18 protein-coding genes are annotated in these 18158 nt (G+C 30.9%); 10 read left to right on the top strand and 8 right to left on the bottom strand.

Going from position 1 to position 18158, the window contains the following annotated elements; all coding sequences use genetic code 11:
* Positions 1-132: 132 nt before the first annotated feature.
* The 3 genes from ACFQ1O_RS01680 to ACFQ1O_RS01670 are packed head-to-tail and all read right to left on the bottom strand — an operon-like array spanning position 133 to position 4058.
* Positions 133-897, bottom strand: a complete 765-nt coding sequence (locus tag ACFQ1O_RS01680) for a TIGR02757 family protein (RefSeq protein WP_377712649.1) — start codon at positions 895-897, stop codon at positions 133-135.
* A 2-nt stretch (positions 898-899) separates the two neighbouring features.
* Positions 900-1562 carry an ABC transporter ATP-binding protein gene (locus tag ACFQ1O_RS01675; protein WP_377712648.1) on the bottom strand — a complete coding sequence of 221 codons (663 nt, stop codon included), beginning with the start codon at positions 1560-1562 and terminating at the stop codon, positions 900-902.
* Positions 1563-1613: 51 nt separating this feature from the next.
* The gene (locus tag ACFQ1O_RS01670) at positions 1614-4058 is read right to left on the bottom strand and encodes a DUF5916 domain-containing protein (protein WP_377712647.1); all 2445 of its coding nucleotides are present in this window, start codon (positions 4056-4058) and stop codon (positions 1614-1616) included.
* A 135-nt stretch (positions 4059-4193) separates the two neighbouring features.
* Here ACFQ1O_RS01670 and folE point away from each other — a divergent pair, with 135 nt between their 5' ends.
* Together folE and ACFQ1O_RS01660 are read left to right on the top strand one after the other, a co-directional pair.
* Positions 4194-4790 (top strand): GTP cyclohydrolase I FolE, encoded by a 597-nt coding sequence (folE, locus tag ACFQ1O_RS01665; RefSeq protein ID WP_377713214.1) that lies wholly within the window; start codon positions 4194-4196, stop codon positions 4788-4790.
* Between the two features lie 11 nt (positions 4791-4801).
* Positions 4802-5917: a hypothetical protein gene (locus ACFQ1O_RS01660; RefSeq protein ID WP_377712646.1), complete on the top strand. Its 1116-nt coding sequence runs from the start codon at positions 4802-4804 to the stop codon at positions 5915-5917.
* Here the strand turns inward: ACFQ1O_RS01660 and ACFQ1O_RS01655 are convergent.
* Positions 5907-6443: an NUDIX hydrolase gene (locus ACFQ1O_RS01655; RefSeq protein WP_377712644.1), complete on the bottom strand. Its 537-nt coding sequence runs from the start codon at positions 6441-6443 to the stop codon at positions 5907-5909. The two genes, ACFQ1O_RS01660 and ACFQ1O_RS01655, sit on opposite strands and share 11 nt — an antisense overlap.
* A 3-nt stretch (positions 6444-6446) precedes the next feature.
* Positions 6447-7769, bottom strand: coding sequence for a DEAD/DEAH box helicase (locus ACFQ1O_RS01650; protein ID WP_377712642.1), 1323 nt, complete (start codon positions 7767-7769; stop codon positions 6447-6449).
* A 105-nt stretch (positions 7770-7874) separates the two neighbouring features.
* Here ACFQ1O_RS01650 and rlmD point away from each other — a divergent pair, with 105 nt between their 5' ends.
* From rlmD to ACFQ1O_RS01635, 3 genes are all read left to right on the top strand, one after another.
* Positions 7875-9326: a 23S rRNA (uracil(1939)-C(5))-methyltransferase RlmD gene (rlmD, locus tag ACFQ1O_RS01645; protein ID WP_377712639.1), complete on the top strand. Its 1452-nt coding sequence runs from the start codon at positions 7875-7877 to the stop codon at positions 9324-9326.
* A 433-nt stretch (positions 9327-9759) separates the two neighbouring features.
* Positions 9760-10122 carry a hypothetical protein gene (locus tag ACFQ1O_RS01640; RefSeq protein ID WP_377712637.1) on the top strand — a complete coding sequence of 121 codons (363 nt, stop codon included), beginning with the start codon at positions 9760-9762 and terminating at the stop codon, positions 10120-10122.
* Between the two features lie 216 nt (positions 10123-10338).
* Entirely contained in the window at positions 10339-10719 is a 381-nt protein-coding gene (locus ACFQ1O_RS01635; protein ID WP_377712635.1) for a hypothetical protein, read from the top strand.
* A gap of 50 nt (positions 10720-10769) precedes the next feature.
* On the opposite strand, the gene ACFQ1O_RS01630 is transcribed toward ACFQ1O_RS01635, so the two are convergent.
* From ACFQ1O_RS01630 to prfB, 3 genes are all read right to left on the bottom strand, one after another.
* On the bottom strand, positions 10770-13232 hold the full coding sequence (locus tag ACFQ1O_RS01630; RefSeq protein WP_377712633.1) for a TonB-dependent receptor domain-containing protein: 2463 nt from the start codon (positions 13230-13232) through the stop codon (positions 10770-10772).
* 121 nt (positions 13233-13353) lie between these two features.
* Positions 13354-13692 carry an arsenate reductase (glutaredoxin) gene (gene arsC / locus ACFQ1O_RS01625; protein WP_377712631.1) on the bottom strand — a complete coding sequence of 113 codons (339 nt, stop codon included), beginning with the start codon at positions 13690-13692 and terminating at the stop codon, positions 13354-13356.
* Between the two features lie 5 nt (positions 13693-13697).
* Entirely contained in the window at positions 13698-14807 is a 1110-nt protein-coding gene (gene prfB / locus ACFQ1O_RS01620; protein ID WP_377712628.1) for a peptide chain release factor 2, read from the bottom strand.
* Between the two features lie 121 nt (positions 14808-14928).
* On the opposite strand from prfB, the gene ACFQ1O_RS01615 reads away from it, so the two are divergent.
* From ACFQ1O_RS01615 to ACFQ1O_RS01595, 5 genes are all read left to right on the top strand, one after another.
* Positions 14929-15948: a threonine aldolase family protein gene (locus ACFQ1O_RS01615; RefSeq protein WP_377712625.1), complete on the top strand. Its 1020-nt coding sequence runs from the start codon at positions 14929-14931 to the stop codon at positions 15946-15948.
* A 91-nt stretch (positions 15949-16039) separates the two neighbouring features.
* The gene (locus tag ACFQ1O_RS01610) at positions 16040-16447 is read left to right on the top strand and encodes a hypothetical protein (RefSeq protein WP_377712623.1); all 408 of its coding nucleotides are present in this window, start codon (positions 16040-16042) and stop codon (positions 16445-16447) included.
* Positions 16447-16998 (top strand): DUF1572 family protein, encoded by a 552-nt coding sequence (locus ACFQ1O_RS01605; RefSeq protein ID WP_377712622.1) that lies wholly within the window; start codon positions 16447-16449, stop codon positions 16996-16998. The genes ACFQ1O_RS01610 and ACFQ1O_RS01605 overlap by 1 nt, the downstream gene beginning before the upstream one ends.
* Positions 16999-17001: 3 nt before the next feature.
* Positions 17002-17685 (top strand): alpha/beta fold hydrolase, encoded by a 684-nt coding sequence (locus ACFQ1O_RS01600; RefSeq protein ID WP_377712620.1) that lies wholly within the window; start codon positions 17002-17004, stop codon positions 17683-17685.
* Positions 17686-18156, top strand: a complete 471-nt coding sequence (locus ACFQ1O_RS01595) for a hypothetical protein (protein ID WP_377712618.1) — start codon at positions 17686-17688, stop codon at positions 18154-18156. It begins immediately after the preceding gene.
* Positions 18157-18158 lie beyond the last annotated feature (2 nt).

The following is an 18158-nucleotide window of genomic DNA, read 5'->3' as shown; positions in this document are numbered from 1 at the left end:
TATAATCTGTATTATGAAATTTTTATATGAATGTTAAAAGAATTAAATAATTGTTACTACTTAGATGAAGTATAAATTACAGAAAAGTATGATAAATTAACACGAAATAAATGTCTTGTTAACCTTAGATTCTTAAAAGCCTTCAAAGACTCCTAATCCAAACAAAGCAAAATCGTATTTAACCGGATCGTTCGCATCTAATTCTCTTAAAGAAGTGTCTAGCTCTGTTAAGGCCTTGGCATCGTTTTGTTTTCTAGTTAATAAGCCTAGTTTTCTAGCTACATTACCAGAGTGAACGTCTAAAGGGCACGAAAGTTTACTTGGCGAAATACTTTTCCAAATGCCAAAATCTACACCAGCATTATCTTTTCTAATCATCCAACGTAACCACATATTAAGACGTTTTGCTGCAGAACCTTTTAATGGATCTGATACATGTTTAGTAGTTCTTTTTGGATGATCTATTTCAAAAAAATATTTTTTTAATTGATGGATGGCTGGTTGTAAAGAATTGTTGGTTTGATGTTGATTAAAGACATTCTCTAAACCTTTATGATAGGTATAAATATGCTTTAAGGCTTTTATGAAAAATGAAAAATCTACCGAATTAAAAGTTCTATGAACAAAACCATCTAAATTGTCTAAATGATGAGGTTGATGACTCATGATAAAATCATATGGAGAATTTCCCATAAGTTCCATCATTTTATGACTGTTCTTAATAATCATTTCTCGTTTACCCCAAGCAATAGTTGCCGCTAAAAAACCAGCAATTTCAATATCTTCTTTAATGGTGAATAAGTGAGGAACTTGTATAGGGTCACTCTCAATAAATTCAGGTTTATTGAATTCAATTACTTTTTGGTCTAAGAAATCTTTGAGTTCGGTTCTATTCACAATTATGAAACTATATTCCCATCTTTCATAACCAATTTTCTATCTGCCATATTGGCTAAAGTTTCGTTATGAGTTACGATAACAAAGGTTTGCCCGTATGTATCACGCAATTCAAAGAATAGGTTATGAAGATTTTCAGCAGATTCAGAATCTAGGTTTCCTGAAGGTTCATCTGCAAAAATAACTGCAGGATTATTAATTAAGGCTCTAGCAACTGCAACCCGTTGTTGTTCGCCTCCAGACAATTCATTAGGCTTATGATTATAGCGATGAGATAAGCCCAAGAAATCAAGTAATTCTTTAGCTCTCTTTTCTGTTGCGATTTTATCTTTTTTACCAATAAAGGCAGGAATACAAACATTCTCTAGGGCAGTAAACTCTGGTAGTAATTGGTGAAATTGAAATATAAAACCAATATGTTCATTTCTAAATTTAGCTAATTCTTTTTCAGATAAAGTATTTATATCTGTATTGTTAATTAGTAAACTACTGTCAGTGTTTTTTTCTAAAAAATCTAGAGTGCCCAGTATTTGTAATAAAGTGGTTTTGCCGGCTCCAGAACTACCAACTATAGAAACTACTTCTCCTTTTTGTATGTGCAGATCTACACCTTTTAATACTTGTAAATCGTCGTAGTACTTATGAATATTTTTAGCTACAATCATATATTATCTTCAAAGTCGTGAAAATAATTAAAAATAAATGGGTTACCTAATTTAACTATTAGACTTTTTAAGCCACTGTTTTGCATTATTATAATCTAAAAAATAAACTATTTTTAAAGAAAATGTATGTTGTATTGGCTGATTAAAAAGATTATCAAAACTAACTAGCAGGCCTGCATCGGCAAATTCATCTTGATTAAATATTTGTTGTCGGTATAATAAAACGGCTTCACTACCAGGGGCAAAACGCCAGTTGTATGTTAAATCTAAATTCCAAATATTAAAGTTAGTATTATGGTTGTTTTCATCGGTGTCGTAGTTAATATCTGTTAACTCCCCATTGTTTTCAAGCTTAAAATAACGATCATCTTTGTTGTATAATGCTAAAGCCCAAAAATTTCTAAAACTTAAATTAATAGCTTGTTTATTGTTAAAATTATAACTAGCAGTAATATTGTTTGAAAGGTTCATTTGGTCTCGTTGAGCAATAACAATATCATCATTGTCTAACTTATCTACATAACCCAACCTGTTATTACCATACCAATTTTCTATTTCGTAAATAACAGTAAAATTATCAGAAAAACGATATCTAGGCTCAAAGCGAAGAAAGATAGCATTTTGATTTGTTGTAAACCATCTTCTAACATTTACTGAAGCTTCCCAAGCGTATTTTTTTCTAAAGTCTGTAGAAATCCAGATATTACCCGCAATGTTACCATCTCTTAGCAAAAAACGTCCTTCTGTTCTAGGTTCAAAATAATCTTTTAATTGCCCTCTACCATTTATATTACCACCAAAAGACAAACGGTTTTTAGTTACAGCAAAGAAGTTTACCCAGAAATTATTGGTAACAAAAACATTAGGAATTAACCTTCTCTCATGACCAAAACCTCCATTAATTCGGTACTTATTTAATTTTTCTGTTGGCTCAAAGTTTTCATAAGATAACCTAAAACCATAATTGTTAAAATTGGTTCTCTGGCTTACCCCCAAATCATTGATATTATAGCTTTTATTAACTATATCGTTCCAAATTCCATATCGAAAACGCCCTTTAATTCTATTTACAGAAAATCTTTGTGCAAAGCCAGCTTTGTCTCCGTTGGTATCTAAAACTTGACTAACTGTGCCTTGTCCAGAAAAATTAAAAGAATTTTCTTTATTATTAATATCAAAAGCTACAGCAGATACGTTAGCATCTCTAAAATGACCATTTCTAGTAACATTGGTATTGATAAGGGATATAGAAGAATTGTTTCCAAACTGCTGATCTAAAACCAGTACGCTATAGTTTGCCAAAGGTTCGGTTACTACCTTTCTTGTTTCTCCGGTAGAGGTGTTTTTTATAGTAGCTTCTGTTTTTTGAGTTACAGAATTGAAAACCCCAACTCCTAAACCATCTTTAGTTCTTCCCGAAACCTTAATAGAGTTTAAAAGTTTAACATCTTCCGGATTGTCTGTAACTATTTCATCATCACTTAAATTATCATCAACTGTTCTATAGGTAGATGGAGCGCCACCAATTCGCCTAGAATAAAATAAGTTTCCCTTGTTGAAAATTTCAGTACCTTCAGTAAAAAACTGTCTGTTTTCAGAAAATATTTGTTCAAAAGGCCCTAGGTTTAAACTAACATCATCAAATTTGGCTTGTCCAAAGTCGGGTATTAATGTAGCGTCTAAGGTAAAGCTGTCACTTATACCATATTTTACATCCATACCTGCACTAAATGTAGTTTCGCTATCTCCATTAAAAACCTCTTGATTGATAGCGGTAAAAGGATAAAAACTTAATCGTACAGGAGGTGTAATGTTTTTAATACCCTTTAGCAAACCTACATATTGACTTTCGTATCCGTTATTTCGATTTACATAGTTCCAAGAATAGGTTTCATTTAAGTGTTGTATACGTCTAAAAAATTGTAATCCCCACAATTGTTCTGGTTTTTCTGGAAAACGTAAAGCTGCATATGGAATTTTAAATTCTGCATTCCATCCTTTATCATCAAAAGATATTTCTGCTTGATATACAGTACTCCAACTCCAATCGTCTCTACCGTTTTCACTAGTAGCATCTGCTAAAGTACCAGAAGAACTTACTAAAAACTTCGTTTCGTTAACATCATTATTATAAGTGTTGAAAATAACCCCAATCCAATCAAACTGAGCATTTAAATTATCTCTTTGGCTAAATTGTCTTAAAATTCTATGCGGTTCATTATCATATAATTTTACCGCTATGTATATGGCTGTATCGTCGTAAGCAATTTTTGCAGTAGTTTTATGAGTATTTCTTTCAGGAGTTCCATCTTCAGGGTTCATCATAACAAAATCACCTAACTCAGGAATAGCCTTCCATATCTCATCATCTAAAACACCATCTATTTTAGGGGGCTTGTTTATTCTAGTGGCAGTGTATTCTTTTTTTGAAATATTTTCTTGTGCAATAGATGAGAAAGCAAAGAAAAAAGTAAGTATAATAGTTAGGGTCTTCATGTAGTGTTGATTGATCAAAACAAAATTACAATTCTGAGACACCTTAAATGCTAAATAAAAGTTAAAGCTTACTAAAAAGAGTTACTCTATTCACAAATAATAATAGTATTTTAGTGTTTTATTTCTAAGTAGAATATCATGTATAAAAAGTTTGAAGAGTATAACATTCAAGTTACAGAAGCAGTTCAGTTGAATTATTCTGGAATTATTTCAGAAATTGGAGAAGATGTAACAAGAGATGGATTATTAAAAACACCAGAGAGAGCTGCAAAAGCTATGCAGTTTTTAACTCAAGGTTACGATATGGATGCTGCGGAGATATTGAAAGGAGCTATGTTTTCTGAAGAATACAATAATATGGTTATTGTTAAAGATATAGAATTATATTCTTTATGTGAGCACCATATGCTACCATTTTTTGGAAAAGCTCATATTGCTTATATACCTAATGGTAAGATTGTTGGCTTGAGTAAAATACCAAGAATAGTTGATGTATTTGCGCGTAGGTTGCAAGTGCAAGAACGTTTAACAGATCAGGTATTAAAATGCATTGATGAAACTTTAAATCCTCAGGGTGTAGCTGTAGTTATTGAGGCAAGTCACATGTGTATGATGATGCGTGGTGTACAAAAACAAAACTCGGTTACAACTACTTCTGGGTTTACGGGTGCTTTTAAAAACCAGGAAACTAGGAATGAGTTTTTAAAATTAATTACTTCTGATTTGACATAAAATAAGAGTTTATGAGGTTTTATTACTTGCTTATATTTTGTTTATTACTTCTATCTTGTAAAAAAGAAGGCAAAGTAAAGGAGATAATTAATGTTAATGAAGTAGTAGAATCAGGTAATAAAATCTCATTACTGTCTAAAGATTTTTTTAAAGTTAAAGAACATAAAAATAGAGCAGTAGTTATAAGCAATAGCTTGAAAATTTACAATAGAAATAAGAAGGTTATTGATTCAGTTAAAAACCTTTATGGAAGCCTTGTCGAGATTGATAGTATTTCTGAGTTAAAGTATGATTTATTGGATTCGGGTGAAAGGTGTAATTTATATAATTTTATTAGAATCAAGGGAAATAAAATTGAAGGCTGGGTTATAGGAAAAGATATATTTGAATATTCAAATGAAGAGAGAGATTCTGTATTAGAAATGAATGGAGTTAAGTTACAACTTAAGACCACACAAAATTTTGATATTGGAGTTTATGACGAAGAAAATGAAATATTATCATTTTGTGGAGAAGGAAATCAAATGCCCTTATTAATTAAAAATAGTCTATTCGATAAAGAAGAATTAATTAAAGTAAAGGGCTTTCAAAATTTATATCCAGATGGGTATTTAACCTTAGATGCACATGATGGATGGTATGATAGTATTAATGAGTTGAGTTATATAAATAATGTGTTGAATATTACCATAACTCGAGTGTATCAAGAAGGGAGTGATGTGATTAGAGCAAATATTTTTTTTAATGAAAAACAATCCTATGCTGAGGTAACAAAACTACCTGAAAACTGTATAGAAGTAATTTTAAAAAAAGATTCTGAGTTAGGATCTATTAGAAACCATGCTTGTGAGAAAATATCATTAAGTACTACAATAGATAATTATGTAACGAGTTTGCAAGCGTTAGATTATACTAATTGCTCTCCAGAGTTCAGCCAAGCGTTTACAAATCATCAAAAAGCTTGGCTCGCAAGTAAACAGATAACAAATAAGCATCCTGAATTACGAGGAGAAATGCATGACTTGTTTGATACAATTAATAAAACTTCAGATAGTACCGAATTTAAAAAGTTAGTAAAAGATATTTGGGATACTTGGGCTGATGTTGAAAAAGCTGCTAAGAAATAACTTTTCTTAACTCAGTTAATAATGTGTCAAAATACTCTTTTGAATAGGGAACAAATTCATTTTTAAGTTGCTTCAATTGTTCAATAGGAAATAGTTTTACACCCACAACTTCTTCTTGTTGCAAAATAAGTGAGTTTATATCTTGTTTTAAGGGGCTTAAAAAGATATAATTGAATTCATTATCTATATAATTATCTTTATGAGTAACGCTTGTTTTGTGACTACCAATATATTGTAAATGATCTTCAGAAAGGTGTATTCCTAACTCTTCTTTTACTTCTCTAATAGCAGCATTAATAGAAGTTTCTCCCGATATGATATGTCCAGCAACAGAGACATCCCATAAGTTAGGGTAATTAATTTTATTCGGACTTCTTAGTTGAAACAGTAGTTCGTTCTCTGTAGTGTAAAACCAAACATGAATAGTGGGGTGGAAGTACCCTTTTTTATGAGCTTCAGTTTTAGAGCATGATTTACCAGTGAAATTACCTTCGTTATCTATTATGTCTACCCATTCTTCATTCATTTTTTAGATCAGTTTTACTCTAACCTTTTTCTTTTTAAGTCTAGTATTATCCGTTCTTAAAATTACTTCATGAGCTTTATTTGCTTTTACAGCTACAAAAGCACAATCGGGTTTTAACTCTATAATACCTAAATCTCCTTTTTCTAAGTTTCCTTGTTTACCAAATAAACCAGCAATATCACCTTTAGATATTTTATCTTTTCTTCCGCCAGATACAAATATTGTCTTCCATTTTTGAGAATGACCATCTAAAGCTTCATACATTTCTTCTATATGGTAGTTATCCGGGTTAGCTTTTTGAATAAAATCGGGTAATTCTTCACGTTCCCATTGTAGAACGTAGGCCGTTCCATCTGCATTCATTCTTGCAGTCCTACCATTTCTATGGGTAAATTCTTCGGCTTTTAAAGGGAGATGATAATGAATAATAAAATTCAGCTCTTTTATATCGATACCTCTTGCTGCTAAATCGGTAGCAAGTAATATCTGGTGTGTACCATTTCTAAATTTTATCAAAGCTCTTTCTCTATCTTTTTGTTCCATTCCTCCATAAAAAGTACCATGAGGAATATCAAACTCATTTAAGTAGTTGCTAATACGTTGTATAGAGTCTTTAAAATTACAGAAAATAATACCTGGTTGGTTACCTATGTGTTTAATTAAGCTCACTAAGGCTTCTAACTTATCTTTTTTAGGAGTTAAAACAGTTTTTAACTCTAAATTAGATTCAACCTTCTGATCTAAATAATTAATGGTAATAGGTTTATGTAATCCTACAAATGCAGGAATATCACTCTCTTGAGTAGCTGAGGTTAATATTTTTTTATCTATACTAGGTAGGCTAGCTACAATTTCTTTCATTTCTTTTTCAAAACCAATTTCTAAGGATTTATCAAATTCATCTAAAATTAGGGTTTTGATACCTTTAACATTTACGGTTCCTCTACGTAAATGATCGGCTATTCTACCAGGTGTACCTATTAATATGATAGGAGTGTGTTTTAAATCGATTCTATCTTTAGAAAAAGGTCTACCTCCATAAACTACATTAGTTTTAAAACCTGTACCCATTTCTCGAGTTACTTGCTCTATTTGTATAGCTAATTCTCTAGAGGGAGCTAAAATAAGTACTTGTGTATTACTATTGTTTGTGTCTATTCTATTTATAATAGGTAATAAAAAAGCCAAAGTTTTACCAGATCCAGTAGGCGATAATAGTACCACATCGTTATCTGAAGGAATCGCTAAACGAGCTTCTTCTTGCATTTCATTTAGTTGCGAAATTCCTAATTTTTGTAAAATCTGTTTTTGCTTTTTATTTTCCATACAGCAAAAGTAATCTAAAAAAGAAAAGATTAACAGCTCCTAGTAGTATATAATTGTATACCCGAAATTGTTTCTTAGTTTTGCAGCTCAAAAATAACGTACAGCATGCCTAGAAGAGAACGTAACAAATTCGTAAAAAGAGGACAACATATAGAAATCTTAATAGAAAACTATGCTTTTGGAGGAAAAGGAATAGGGAAAATAAGAAACGAAGAAGGAGAGTTTGTTGTGTTTGTACCAAACACCTTGCCAGGGCAATTGGTAAAAGCACAGGTAAAGAAAACAAGTAAGCGTTATGCAGAATGTAAGTTGTTAGAAGTTATTGAAGATTCTAAAGATGAAGTAGCTGTACCATTTCAAAGTATTCCTGGAGCACCATATATAAAGTTACCTATTGAGTTACAGCACCAATATAAAAAAGAGAGTACTTTAGAATTATTTAAGAGGATTGGTAAAGTAGCCAATATAGAAGATAAATTTGATGAATTTATTTCATCTCCTAGTGTACATCATTATAGGAATAAAATGGAGTACGGATTTTCGGCTATTCGTTATGACCATGATTTAAAAACAGATGTAGATGAATTTTCTTTAGGTTTTAAGAAAAGAGGAACTTGGTGGTGTGGAGAGAATTTAGATAAAGACTCTGGATTGTTTGATAAACAAGTAGAAGATAACTTAAAGTTGGTTCGTGAATTTTGTGAGAAAAGTGAACTGGCTCCTTGGCATGCTCCTAAGAGAGAAGGTTTTTTTAGGTTTTTAGTAGTTCGTAAATCATTTGATAGCGATGAACTATTATTCAATTTAGTAACGACTTCTCCAGATTTACCCAAATTTGATATGGATGGTTTCGTCTCTTTGTTTAAAGAGATGTTTGGTAATCGTTTAGCAGGAATATTACATACTATAAATGATGAGGTAGGAGATAGGACCTTATCTAGTACGGGAACTTCTAGATTAGTTTATGGAAAAGAAAAAATAGTAGAGAATTTGTTAGGGTTGAATTTTGAAATTAGCATGAAGAGTTTCTTTCAGACCAATCCTAAATCAGCAGAGAAACTATATAGCAAAGTTATAGATTATGTAATGGAGCGCCAAGATACTGTTGATGGTAAAGTAGTAATGGACTTATTTTGTGGTACAGGAACTATTGGGCAAATAGTAGCTAATAGAAGTAATGATGCACAAATAGTAGGAGTTGATATTGTGGCTTCTGCTATAGAAGATGCAAAAGAAAATGCTAAACGTAATAATATAAAGGGAGTACAATTTTATGCAGCAGATGTAGGTAAGTTTTTAAATGAGCATCCAGAATATCAAGGAAAGATAGAAACTATCATACTAGACCCTGCTAGAGCAGGAATTGCTCCAAAGACTTTGCGTAAAGTAATTAGATTGGGGGCTGAAAGAATGGTGTACGTATCGTGTAATCCAGCAACTCAAGCTAGAGATACCGAACAGTTAATAGAAGCTGGTTATCAATTAAAGAAAATGAGTTTAGTAGATCAATTTCCACATACAGCACATATAGAAACAATTGCTTTGTTTGAGAAGTAATTTTGTTATTAAAAGGGTAAACATCGTTTTTTTGCAAGTCTAATATTTCATGATGCAATATCATTATATTAAATACGATTAGTTGTTAGTGAGTTATGTTAATTTTAGATGGTATTTATTGAAACTATTTCACCACACAAAATGAATATTTGACATTTTAAACTTGCATTTCGTCGATGTTTTGTGTTTTTAATCGATTTATTCGTTATTAATAATTTATCAATTTTATTATTTAGTTAACAATTTGATAATGAGAGTCATTTTTGTGTTGTCATATTATTAGTTAATAAACCATAGTTTTTGAATTTTTAATAAAAATCATTTATATCGGTTTAAGCTATTGGTTTGTAGTGCTTTAGCTTCTATATTTGTCTTGTTCTTAATTTAGAAAAGAACGTTGGGGAAATAATAGTTATCATAAAAAACATAGATTATGAATTTAAGAAAAGCAATATTAACTGGAGTTTTATTTTTATTAGTAGCAAATGTATTTGCAACAGGAAAAAATAGTAATATAGATAGAAAGAACGTTGATAGAAAAGCTTGTAAATATGTGCAAGAACAAATTGACTTGATAGAGAAATTTCATAGTTTAGAAGAAGGATATAGTTTAGAGTTGGTTTTTGCTAGTAAATTTTTAGGAGAAATTTCGAACTTAAAATCAGAATGGAAATATAGCTGTTTAGCAGATGAACCAACATCTGATATAGATGTTAAAACTTGGAAAAATTGGTATAATGATAATAAGCATAACTTATACTGGGATGCACAGTTAAAAACAGTTAGAATGCGTTAAAAAATGTATCGCAAATAAAATAATAAAAAGCCTCGATATTCGAGGCTTTTTTTATGCTTATATATTGATATACCTATATTTAGTGATATAAAAAATTACCAAATATAGAGTATTGTATAGTTCTTTAAATGACTCTATATTTGAACCACCACAATACATTACTTAATAGCTTATCTGTATAAGTCTGTTTAATCTGTTTATCTAAAAAATTAAGTAATGAGTTTAAAAAGCAAAATGTTTGTATTATTATTTTGTACAGCATTTATCAGTTGTAGTTTATCTGCACAACAGAAATCTAGGTTAAGTCAAAAAGCCTGTAAGTTTGTAAAAAAGCGTATTGATTTAGTAGAAAAATTTTATAATCTAGAAGAAGGTTACAGCATTGAATTAATGACGGCTAGTAAATTTTTAGGAGAGTTAACAAACCTAAAGTCTAAGTATGTTTATAGCTGTTTAACAGAAGAACCAGAGTCAAATAAAGATGTTATAATCTGGAAAAAATGGTTTGAGAAAAACAAGCATTTGTTGTACTGGGATAAATTTTCTAAAACAGTAAAGATTAGATTAGAGAATTTTAACACAATAGTTACGAACTAAAAAACAAAGGGAACTTATTTAATAAGTTCCCTTTGTTTTTTATATATCATTTAAAATCCTCCACCTTCGTTACCTCCATTGTCATATCCACCATTAGGTCTTGCTCTTTTCTTTTTTTGATTGAACCTATAAGTAAAGTTTAGAGATATTTGACGCTCTCTCCATTGAAAAGCCCCATCTACTATAGAACTTGGATTTTCTCTTCCGCCTAAATAGGTTGTACTTTCATATTTTCTCGAGTTAAATAAATCGCTAACATTGAAAACCAATGTTGCCTTATCTTTAAATAAATCTTTACTAAATGAAAGATTGGCAGAAAACATCCCTTTTCGGTCACTCTGAGCATTTTTTTGTGGACCTCTATACATTAAACGTGTTTGCCATTGAACCTTTGCAGGAAGCGTAATTCTAGAGTTTAAGCGAGCAAACCAGCTACTTTCATTAACAGCATCTAAACGAGTTGTTACTTGTGTTCCGTTCTGAGCGGTATAAACATAAGTAAAAGCATCTGTATTAAACTTAAAGTAGTTAAAAGAAGCACTTAATCTAACCCTTTTAGAAGCATTAAAATTAGAAGTAAATTCAAGTCCGTAACGTTTTTCATCATTTAAATTTGATGGTTGACGAACAGTAACATCTGTTAGAACACCATTTATATTGCGTTCTTCTAGAATAGCTATTCTTTGAATAATATCTGTAGAATACTGGTAATATAGTGAGGCGCCTATATCTAACTTATTGATTTTTTTATTGTACCCTAGATCGTATGAACTAGTAAAAGTGGGGTCTAAATCTGGATTTCCTCTAAAAACATTAGTTGCAGAACTTCTACTTTCAAACGGATTTAAAAACCAGTGTCTAGGCCTTCTTAATCTTCTAGCAAATCCTAAAGTAAGGTTGTCATTATCATTAATTTCATACCCTAAGTTTATTGTAGGAAACCATTCAGTATAATTTTTATCTGATTTCTGATTGGTTGTAATAACATTTAAATCTATGTCTGTAATTTCTGTACGCAACCCAATTAAGTAAGATATTTTTTTAATTTTACTACCAAACTGAGTGTAAAACGCATAGATATTTTGTTTAAAATCGATAGCATTTGATGGATCTGTAGCTAAAGGCTGTCCGTTTCCGTCTCTCACTCTAAAATCTGAAGATAAATCTTGCAAGTCTGATTTATGACCAATTTCAAACTGACTATTTTCTCCAATAGGTAAAACATAATCTATTTGTACGAGTTTATTTCTAGAAGAGGTTGTTTGTGAATTTTGCTCAGATAACAATCCATCTACAGTAATCAATGCAGGTTCTTTTTCATAATCATCACTATATTGCAAATCAACACTTAATTTCTCTCCTTTACCTTTAAAATTGTTAGTGTAGTTTAAAGAGTATTGTTTGTTTTCTCCAGTTTCTTTTTCGTTTTCAATTCTATTTTCAACACCGGTTATGTTTTTGTTTTCATCAAAAAAAACGGTGTTGTTGGTTGCTATATCATCATCTTTAGAATTTCTATAAAAAAATGTACCTGTTACAGAGCTATTTTTATTGATGTAGTATTCTAAACCTAAAGAACCATTGTAATTGTTACTTTTTCTATCAAATACTCTATCTTCATCTCTAAAATCTGTTATAGTTCCATTATCTAAATTTGTAAAAAAACTTTGGGAATTACCAGGACCTTGCCTGTGCCTGTAGCCTAAATTAGAAAATAGATTTACCTTTTTAGTTCTGTAATTTAAGTTACCGTTTATACCATATAATTGTGGCGAACCTACAGTAGTATTGATAGAACCATTAAAACCGGTTACTTTTCCTTTTCTAAGTACAATATTTAAAATTCCAGCGGTACCTTCTGCATCATATCTAGCAGAAGGAGAGGTAATAACCTCTACTTTTTCTATAGCATCTGCAGGTAGATTTCTAAGTGCATCTGTACCATTTAACCCAACCATGGCAGATGGTTTTCCATCTATTAAAATTCTAACATTTTCATTACCTCTTAAACTAATAGCTCCTTCAGCATCTACATTAACAGATGGTACATTGTCTAAAACATCCGAGGCTGTACCACCTTTTATGGTCATATCTTTACCAACATTGTATATTTTTTTATCTAATCTGATCTCTACAGTACTTTTTTCAGCTATAATTTCGACTTCGTCTAAGCTATTGTTATCTACTTTTAACTCAATTGTTCCAAGTTGGATAGCTGAATTAACTTCTTTATTGTTAATTATGTATGGTTTAAAACCAATAAACTCTACTGTAATATTGTAAGTTGATTTTAAAGCAGTAATATTGAATATTCCCTTTTCATTAGTAATACCACCGGTTATTTTTTTTGTTTTAGTATTTTCTAAAACAATAGTTGCGTACTCTAATACTTGCTGAGTTTCTTGATCTATAACCTTTCCTGAAATGGTAAAAGAAGCTTTATTACCTTGTTGCGCAAATGAAGCGTAACTTATTAAAATGGTTAAGATTGTAATTTTTAATATTGGTTTCATATGCGATGTTACAATAAACTTTCAAAATTAGTTCTGTAGCTGTAAATTTCTGTTAAACTGCTGTTAAAAAGAATACATAAAAATGATAAAAGGTGAGTTATTATACTCACCTTTTATTTTTTTATAGTAAATCTAAAACATTTTCTGGGGGTCTACCTAAAACGGCTTTTTGGTCTTTAATAACAATAGGTCTTTCAATTAATTTGGGGTAAGCAATCATTGCATCAATAATTTCTTCGTCAGATAACTCTTTCCCTTTAAAGTTTTCTTTCCAATCTTTTTCTCCTTTTCTAATTAATTGTAAAGGTTTAATGCCTAGTAAATTAATAATTTCGGTTAATTCTTTTTTAGATGGAATGTTTTCAAGGTATTTTACAATTTCAACTTCTTTACCAGCGTCTTCTATTAAAGCTAATGTTTGTCTTGATTTACTGCACCTAGGATTGTGATAGATTTTCATATTAATTATATAGTATTAGTATCTTCTTCTTTTTGTCCCATCATCATTAAATAGGCTTTTAAAAAGGAGTCAATATTTCCGTTCATAACAGCATCTACATTACCAGTTTCATGAGCAGTTCTTACGTCTTTTACTAGTTTGTACGGATGCATAACATAGTTTCTAATTTGGCTACCCCATTCAATTTTCATCTTCCCTTCCTCAATACTAGCTCTAGCTTCTAATCGTTTGTTCAATTCAATTTCATATAATTGAGATTTAAGCATCTGCATAGCTCTGGTTCTATTATCTTGCTGAGAACGAGTTTCAGAACAGGAAATTTGAATACCAGATGGTTTGTGAGTTAACTGAACTTTAGTTTCTACTTTGTTTACGTTTTGCCCACCAGCTCCACTAGATCTTGAAGTTATAATTTCTATATCTGCAGGGTTAATATTAACTTCTATAGAGTCATCTACTAACGGATAAACATAAACAGAGGCAAAAGAAGTATGGCGTTTTGCGTTACTGTCAAAAGGAGAGATACGAACCAACCTATGAACTCCATTTTCACCTTTTAGCCAACCAAAAGCGAAATCACCTTCAATCTCAATAGTTACTGTTTTAATACCTGCAACATCTCCAGCTTGATAGTTTAGTTCTTTTACTTTATAACCTTGCTTTTCACAGTACATTAAATACATACGCATTAACATATCTGCCCAGTCACAACTTTCAGTACCACCAGCACCAGCTGTAATTTGCAAAACAGCACTTAGGTTGTCACCCTCATCAGAAAGCATATTCTTAAATTCAAGGTGCTCTATTAAATCAATCGTTTTTTTATATTGATTGGTCACTTCTTCTTCAGTTGCATCACCTTCAGAATGAAATTCAACAAGAATTTCTAGATCATCAAATAACTGCTTAGCGCTGTTATAATCGGCTACCCATTTTTTGACAACTCGAAGTGATTTCATTACTTCTTCTGCTTCTTTTGGATTATTCCAAAAATCTGGCGCAAAAGTTTTCTCCTCTTCATTAGTAATTTCGATAAGTTTTTGATCAATATTCAGGTATTGTTTTAACTTATTTATTCTTTCAGAAATATTTTTTATTTGTTCTTGTGTAACCATAGATGTTACAAAAATAAATTAAAAAGTGAGTTTTGATATTTTATCATGCTAATTTATTGCAGAGATTTTATAGTTTTATCAAAAATGAAACAAAACCCTAACTAAATTATCACCAATAACTATGGAAATAAATTTAATAAGCGATACAATTACAAGACCTACTGAAGGAATGCTACAAGCTATGATGACGGCTGAAGTAGGAGATGATGTTTATAAACTAGATCCAACTGTAAATGAATTAGAAGCACGCCTTGCAAAGATGTTTGGTATGGAGGATGCTTTGTTTTTTCCTAGTGGAACCATGGCAAATCAAGCAGCTATTAAATTGCATACTAATTATGGTGAGCAATTAATTTGTGATAAGTGGGCTCATGTATATAATTACGAAGGTGGAGGAGTGTCTTTTAATAGTGGAGTATCGTGTAAATTAATTGATGGAGATAGAGGTATGTTTACCGCCAATCAGGTTATTGAAGCTATTAATCCACCAGATTTTTATCACAGTCCATTAACTACTTTAGTGTGTGTGGAAAATACGACCAATAAAGGAGGAGGAGCATGTTGGGATATAGAAGAATTAAAGAAAATTCAACAAGTTTGTATAGATCACGGATTAAAATATCATCTAGATGGGGCTAGACTATTTAATGCTATAGTGGCTAAAAATCATGACCCAAAAATATTTGGAGAAATGTTCGATACCATTTCTATTTGTTTATCTAAAGGTTTAGGAGCTCCCATAGGTTCTGTTTTAATAGGAAGTAAAGAATACATTGCAAAAGCGTTACGAGTGCGAAAGGTTTTAGGAGGTGGAATGCGTCAGGTAGGTTATTTAGCTGCAGCAGCTTTATACGCTTTAGATAATCACATTGAAAGATTAGCAATAGATCATGACAGAGCTAAAGAAGTAGAACGTATTTTGCTTCATAACGATAAAGTTGTTTCAGTAGAAACTGTAGAAACTAATATTGTTATTTTTAATTTAAAAGAAGAAGTAGATATTGATAAGTATGTAAGCAATTTAGCCTCTAAAAATGTATTTATTAGTAATATGGGGCAAGGTAAACTTCGAATGGTTTTCCACTTAGACATTTCAACTGAAATGTTTGAAAATTTATGTGATATTTTAAGAAAGCAGTAAGGAAGATAATAACTTATAAATACAATGCTTAAAAGTTATTGTCTATTAGTCGTAAATAGACTATATTTAAATACTAACTAATATAAAAAATATGAGTCCGATTGTAAAAAATATACTAGCTGTTATAGTAGGTATTGTTATAGGTGGAATGTTTAATATGGGCTTAATTATGATAAGCGGAAGTATCATTCCTCCACCAGGAGGTGTAGACCCTTCTAATATGGAAAGTTTGAAAGCAAATATTCATTTGTTTGAAGCTAAACATTTTATATTCCCTTTTATAGCACATGCATTGGGAACTTTAGTAGGTGCATTTTTAACTACTAAAATAGCAGCAACAAACCATTTAAAAATGGCATTAATTATTGGTTTTTGGTTTCTACTCTGTGGAATTATGGCAGCTAATATGTTACCAGCTCCAATGTGGTTCAATGCCTTAGATTTAATAGTAGCATATATTCCGATGGCATTTTTAGGATATAAATTAGCTAGGAAATAATGAATACCTATCTATCAAGTATACAAAAACAATTTAATTATTATAAAAGTTTAGGAGAAAAGACTTTTAGTCAATTGACAGATGAACAATTGTTTTGGCAACCTAATGAGGTAAATAATAGCATTGCTATTATAGTTAAGCATATTTCAGGCAACATGCTTTCTAGGTGGACTAATTTTTTAACAGAAGATGGAGAGAAAGAATGGCGTGATAGAGATGATGAGTTTGAAGGAACAATTACTACTAGAGAAGAGTTGCTAGTTGTTTGGAATAGAGGATGGAGTTGTTTGTTTGAAGCAATTAATCCGCTAGAGGTAACTGATTTGGAAAAAGAAATCTTTATCAGGAATATGGGGCATTCGGTTACCGAAGCGATTAACAGGCAGTTGGCTCATTATTCATATCATATCGGGCAAATTGTATTAATAGGAAAATTAGCAGTCAATCAAGATTGGCAATCATTGTCAATTCCAAAAGGAGGATCTAAGATTTACAATGCAGATAAGTTTTCTAAACCTAAACGAACAGAACATTTTACAGACGATTTATAGTTAATGAAATCAATTTTATTATTACACGGTGCGTTAGGAAGTACGAGCCAATTAAAGACTTTAAAAAAGCTATTATCTAATCAATATAACGTGCATTCATTTTCTTTTGAAGGTCATGGAGGAATTCCTAGTTCCCATAAGTTCTCGATCGATTTATTTACTCAAAATATAGTAGATTATTTAAAGAGCCATCAATTAGATAAAGTATCTATTTTTGGGTATAGCATGGGAGGGTATGTTGCTTTAAATTTAGCCAAGAATTATCCTGATTTGGTTGACAAAATAGTTACTCTGGGAACAAAGTTTAACTGGTCTGAAGAAAGTGCAGCAAAAGAGGTGAAAATGTTAAATCCTGATAAAATAGAAGCAAAGGTACCTGTCTTTGCTAATTATTTAGAAAAGCTACATGAACCTAATAATTGGAAAGAAGTTTTAGCAAAAACAGCCGATTTAATGTTCGGCTTATCAAGAGGAAAGAAGTTCAATTCAGAAGATTTTAAAAGCATCAACCATAATGTATTATTGACAGTAGGAGATAAAGATACTATGGTTACGCAAGAAGAAACATTACAAGTTTCAGGTTGGTTACCTAATTCTGAATTTAAGTTGTTAAAAGGTGTAGAGCACCCAATAGAAAAACTAGATATTGAAATGATGGAGAAACTGATTGATGGTTATTTTCAATAAATGAAAGAGTTTTTTAAATATCAATTTGGCTATATAAATATAGATGAAGATAATTTATATATGACTACTACTGGAGTTTGGTCAGAAACTAAGGAACTATTAGAAAAATCTAGTCTATCAAAAAAAGCAAATGAACTTAGAAAGGGTAAAAAAGATTTAGGTGCTTTTTTATTAGTAGCAATTCTAGCTTTATCAGCAATAGTAACTCTTAATAAATCGATAGGTATTATTGGTTTTATTAGTGCAATGGGATTGTGTTCAGGTGCGTATAAAGTTTATAAGGTTTTTCAAAAAGATAGTGGATATCAGTATAAAATTCCTAGAGATAAAATTAAAAGCATTCATTTAAGTGAAAATGAACTAGAAATTGAGTTTTTAAATGCTGAAGGAAATGTAGATAAGGAAGTGTTAAAAAATATAGAGGAAAAAGGAGTTAAAATAATAGAGACTCGTAATTTGAAAAAGAGTTAATT

The organism is Pseudofulvibacter geojedonensis, assembly GCF_042675745.1.
Taxonomy (GTDB): Bacteria; Bacteroidota; Bacteroidia; order Flavobacteriales; family Flavobacteriaceae; genus Pseudofulvibacter; species Pseudofulvibacter geojedonensis.
Note: the sequence above shows the minus strand (reverse complement) of the source record. Positions and strands in the feature narration are given on the sequence as shown.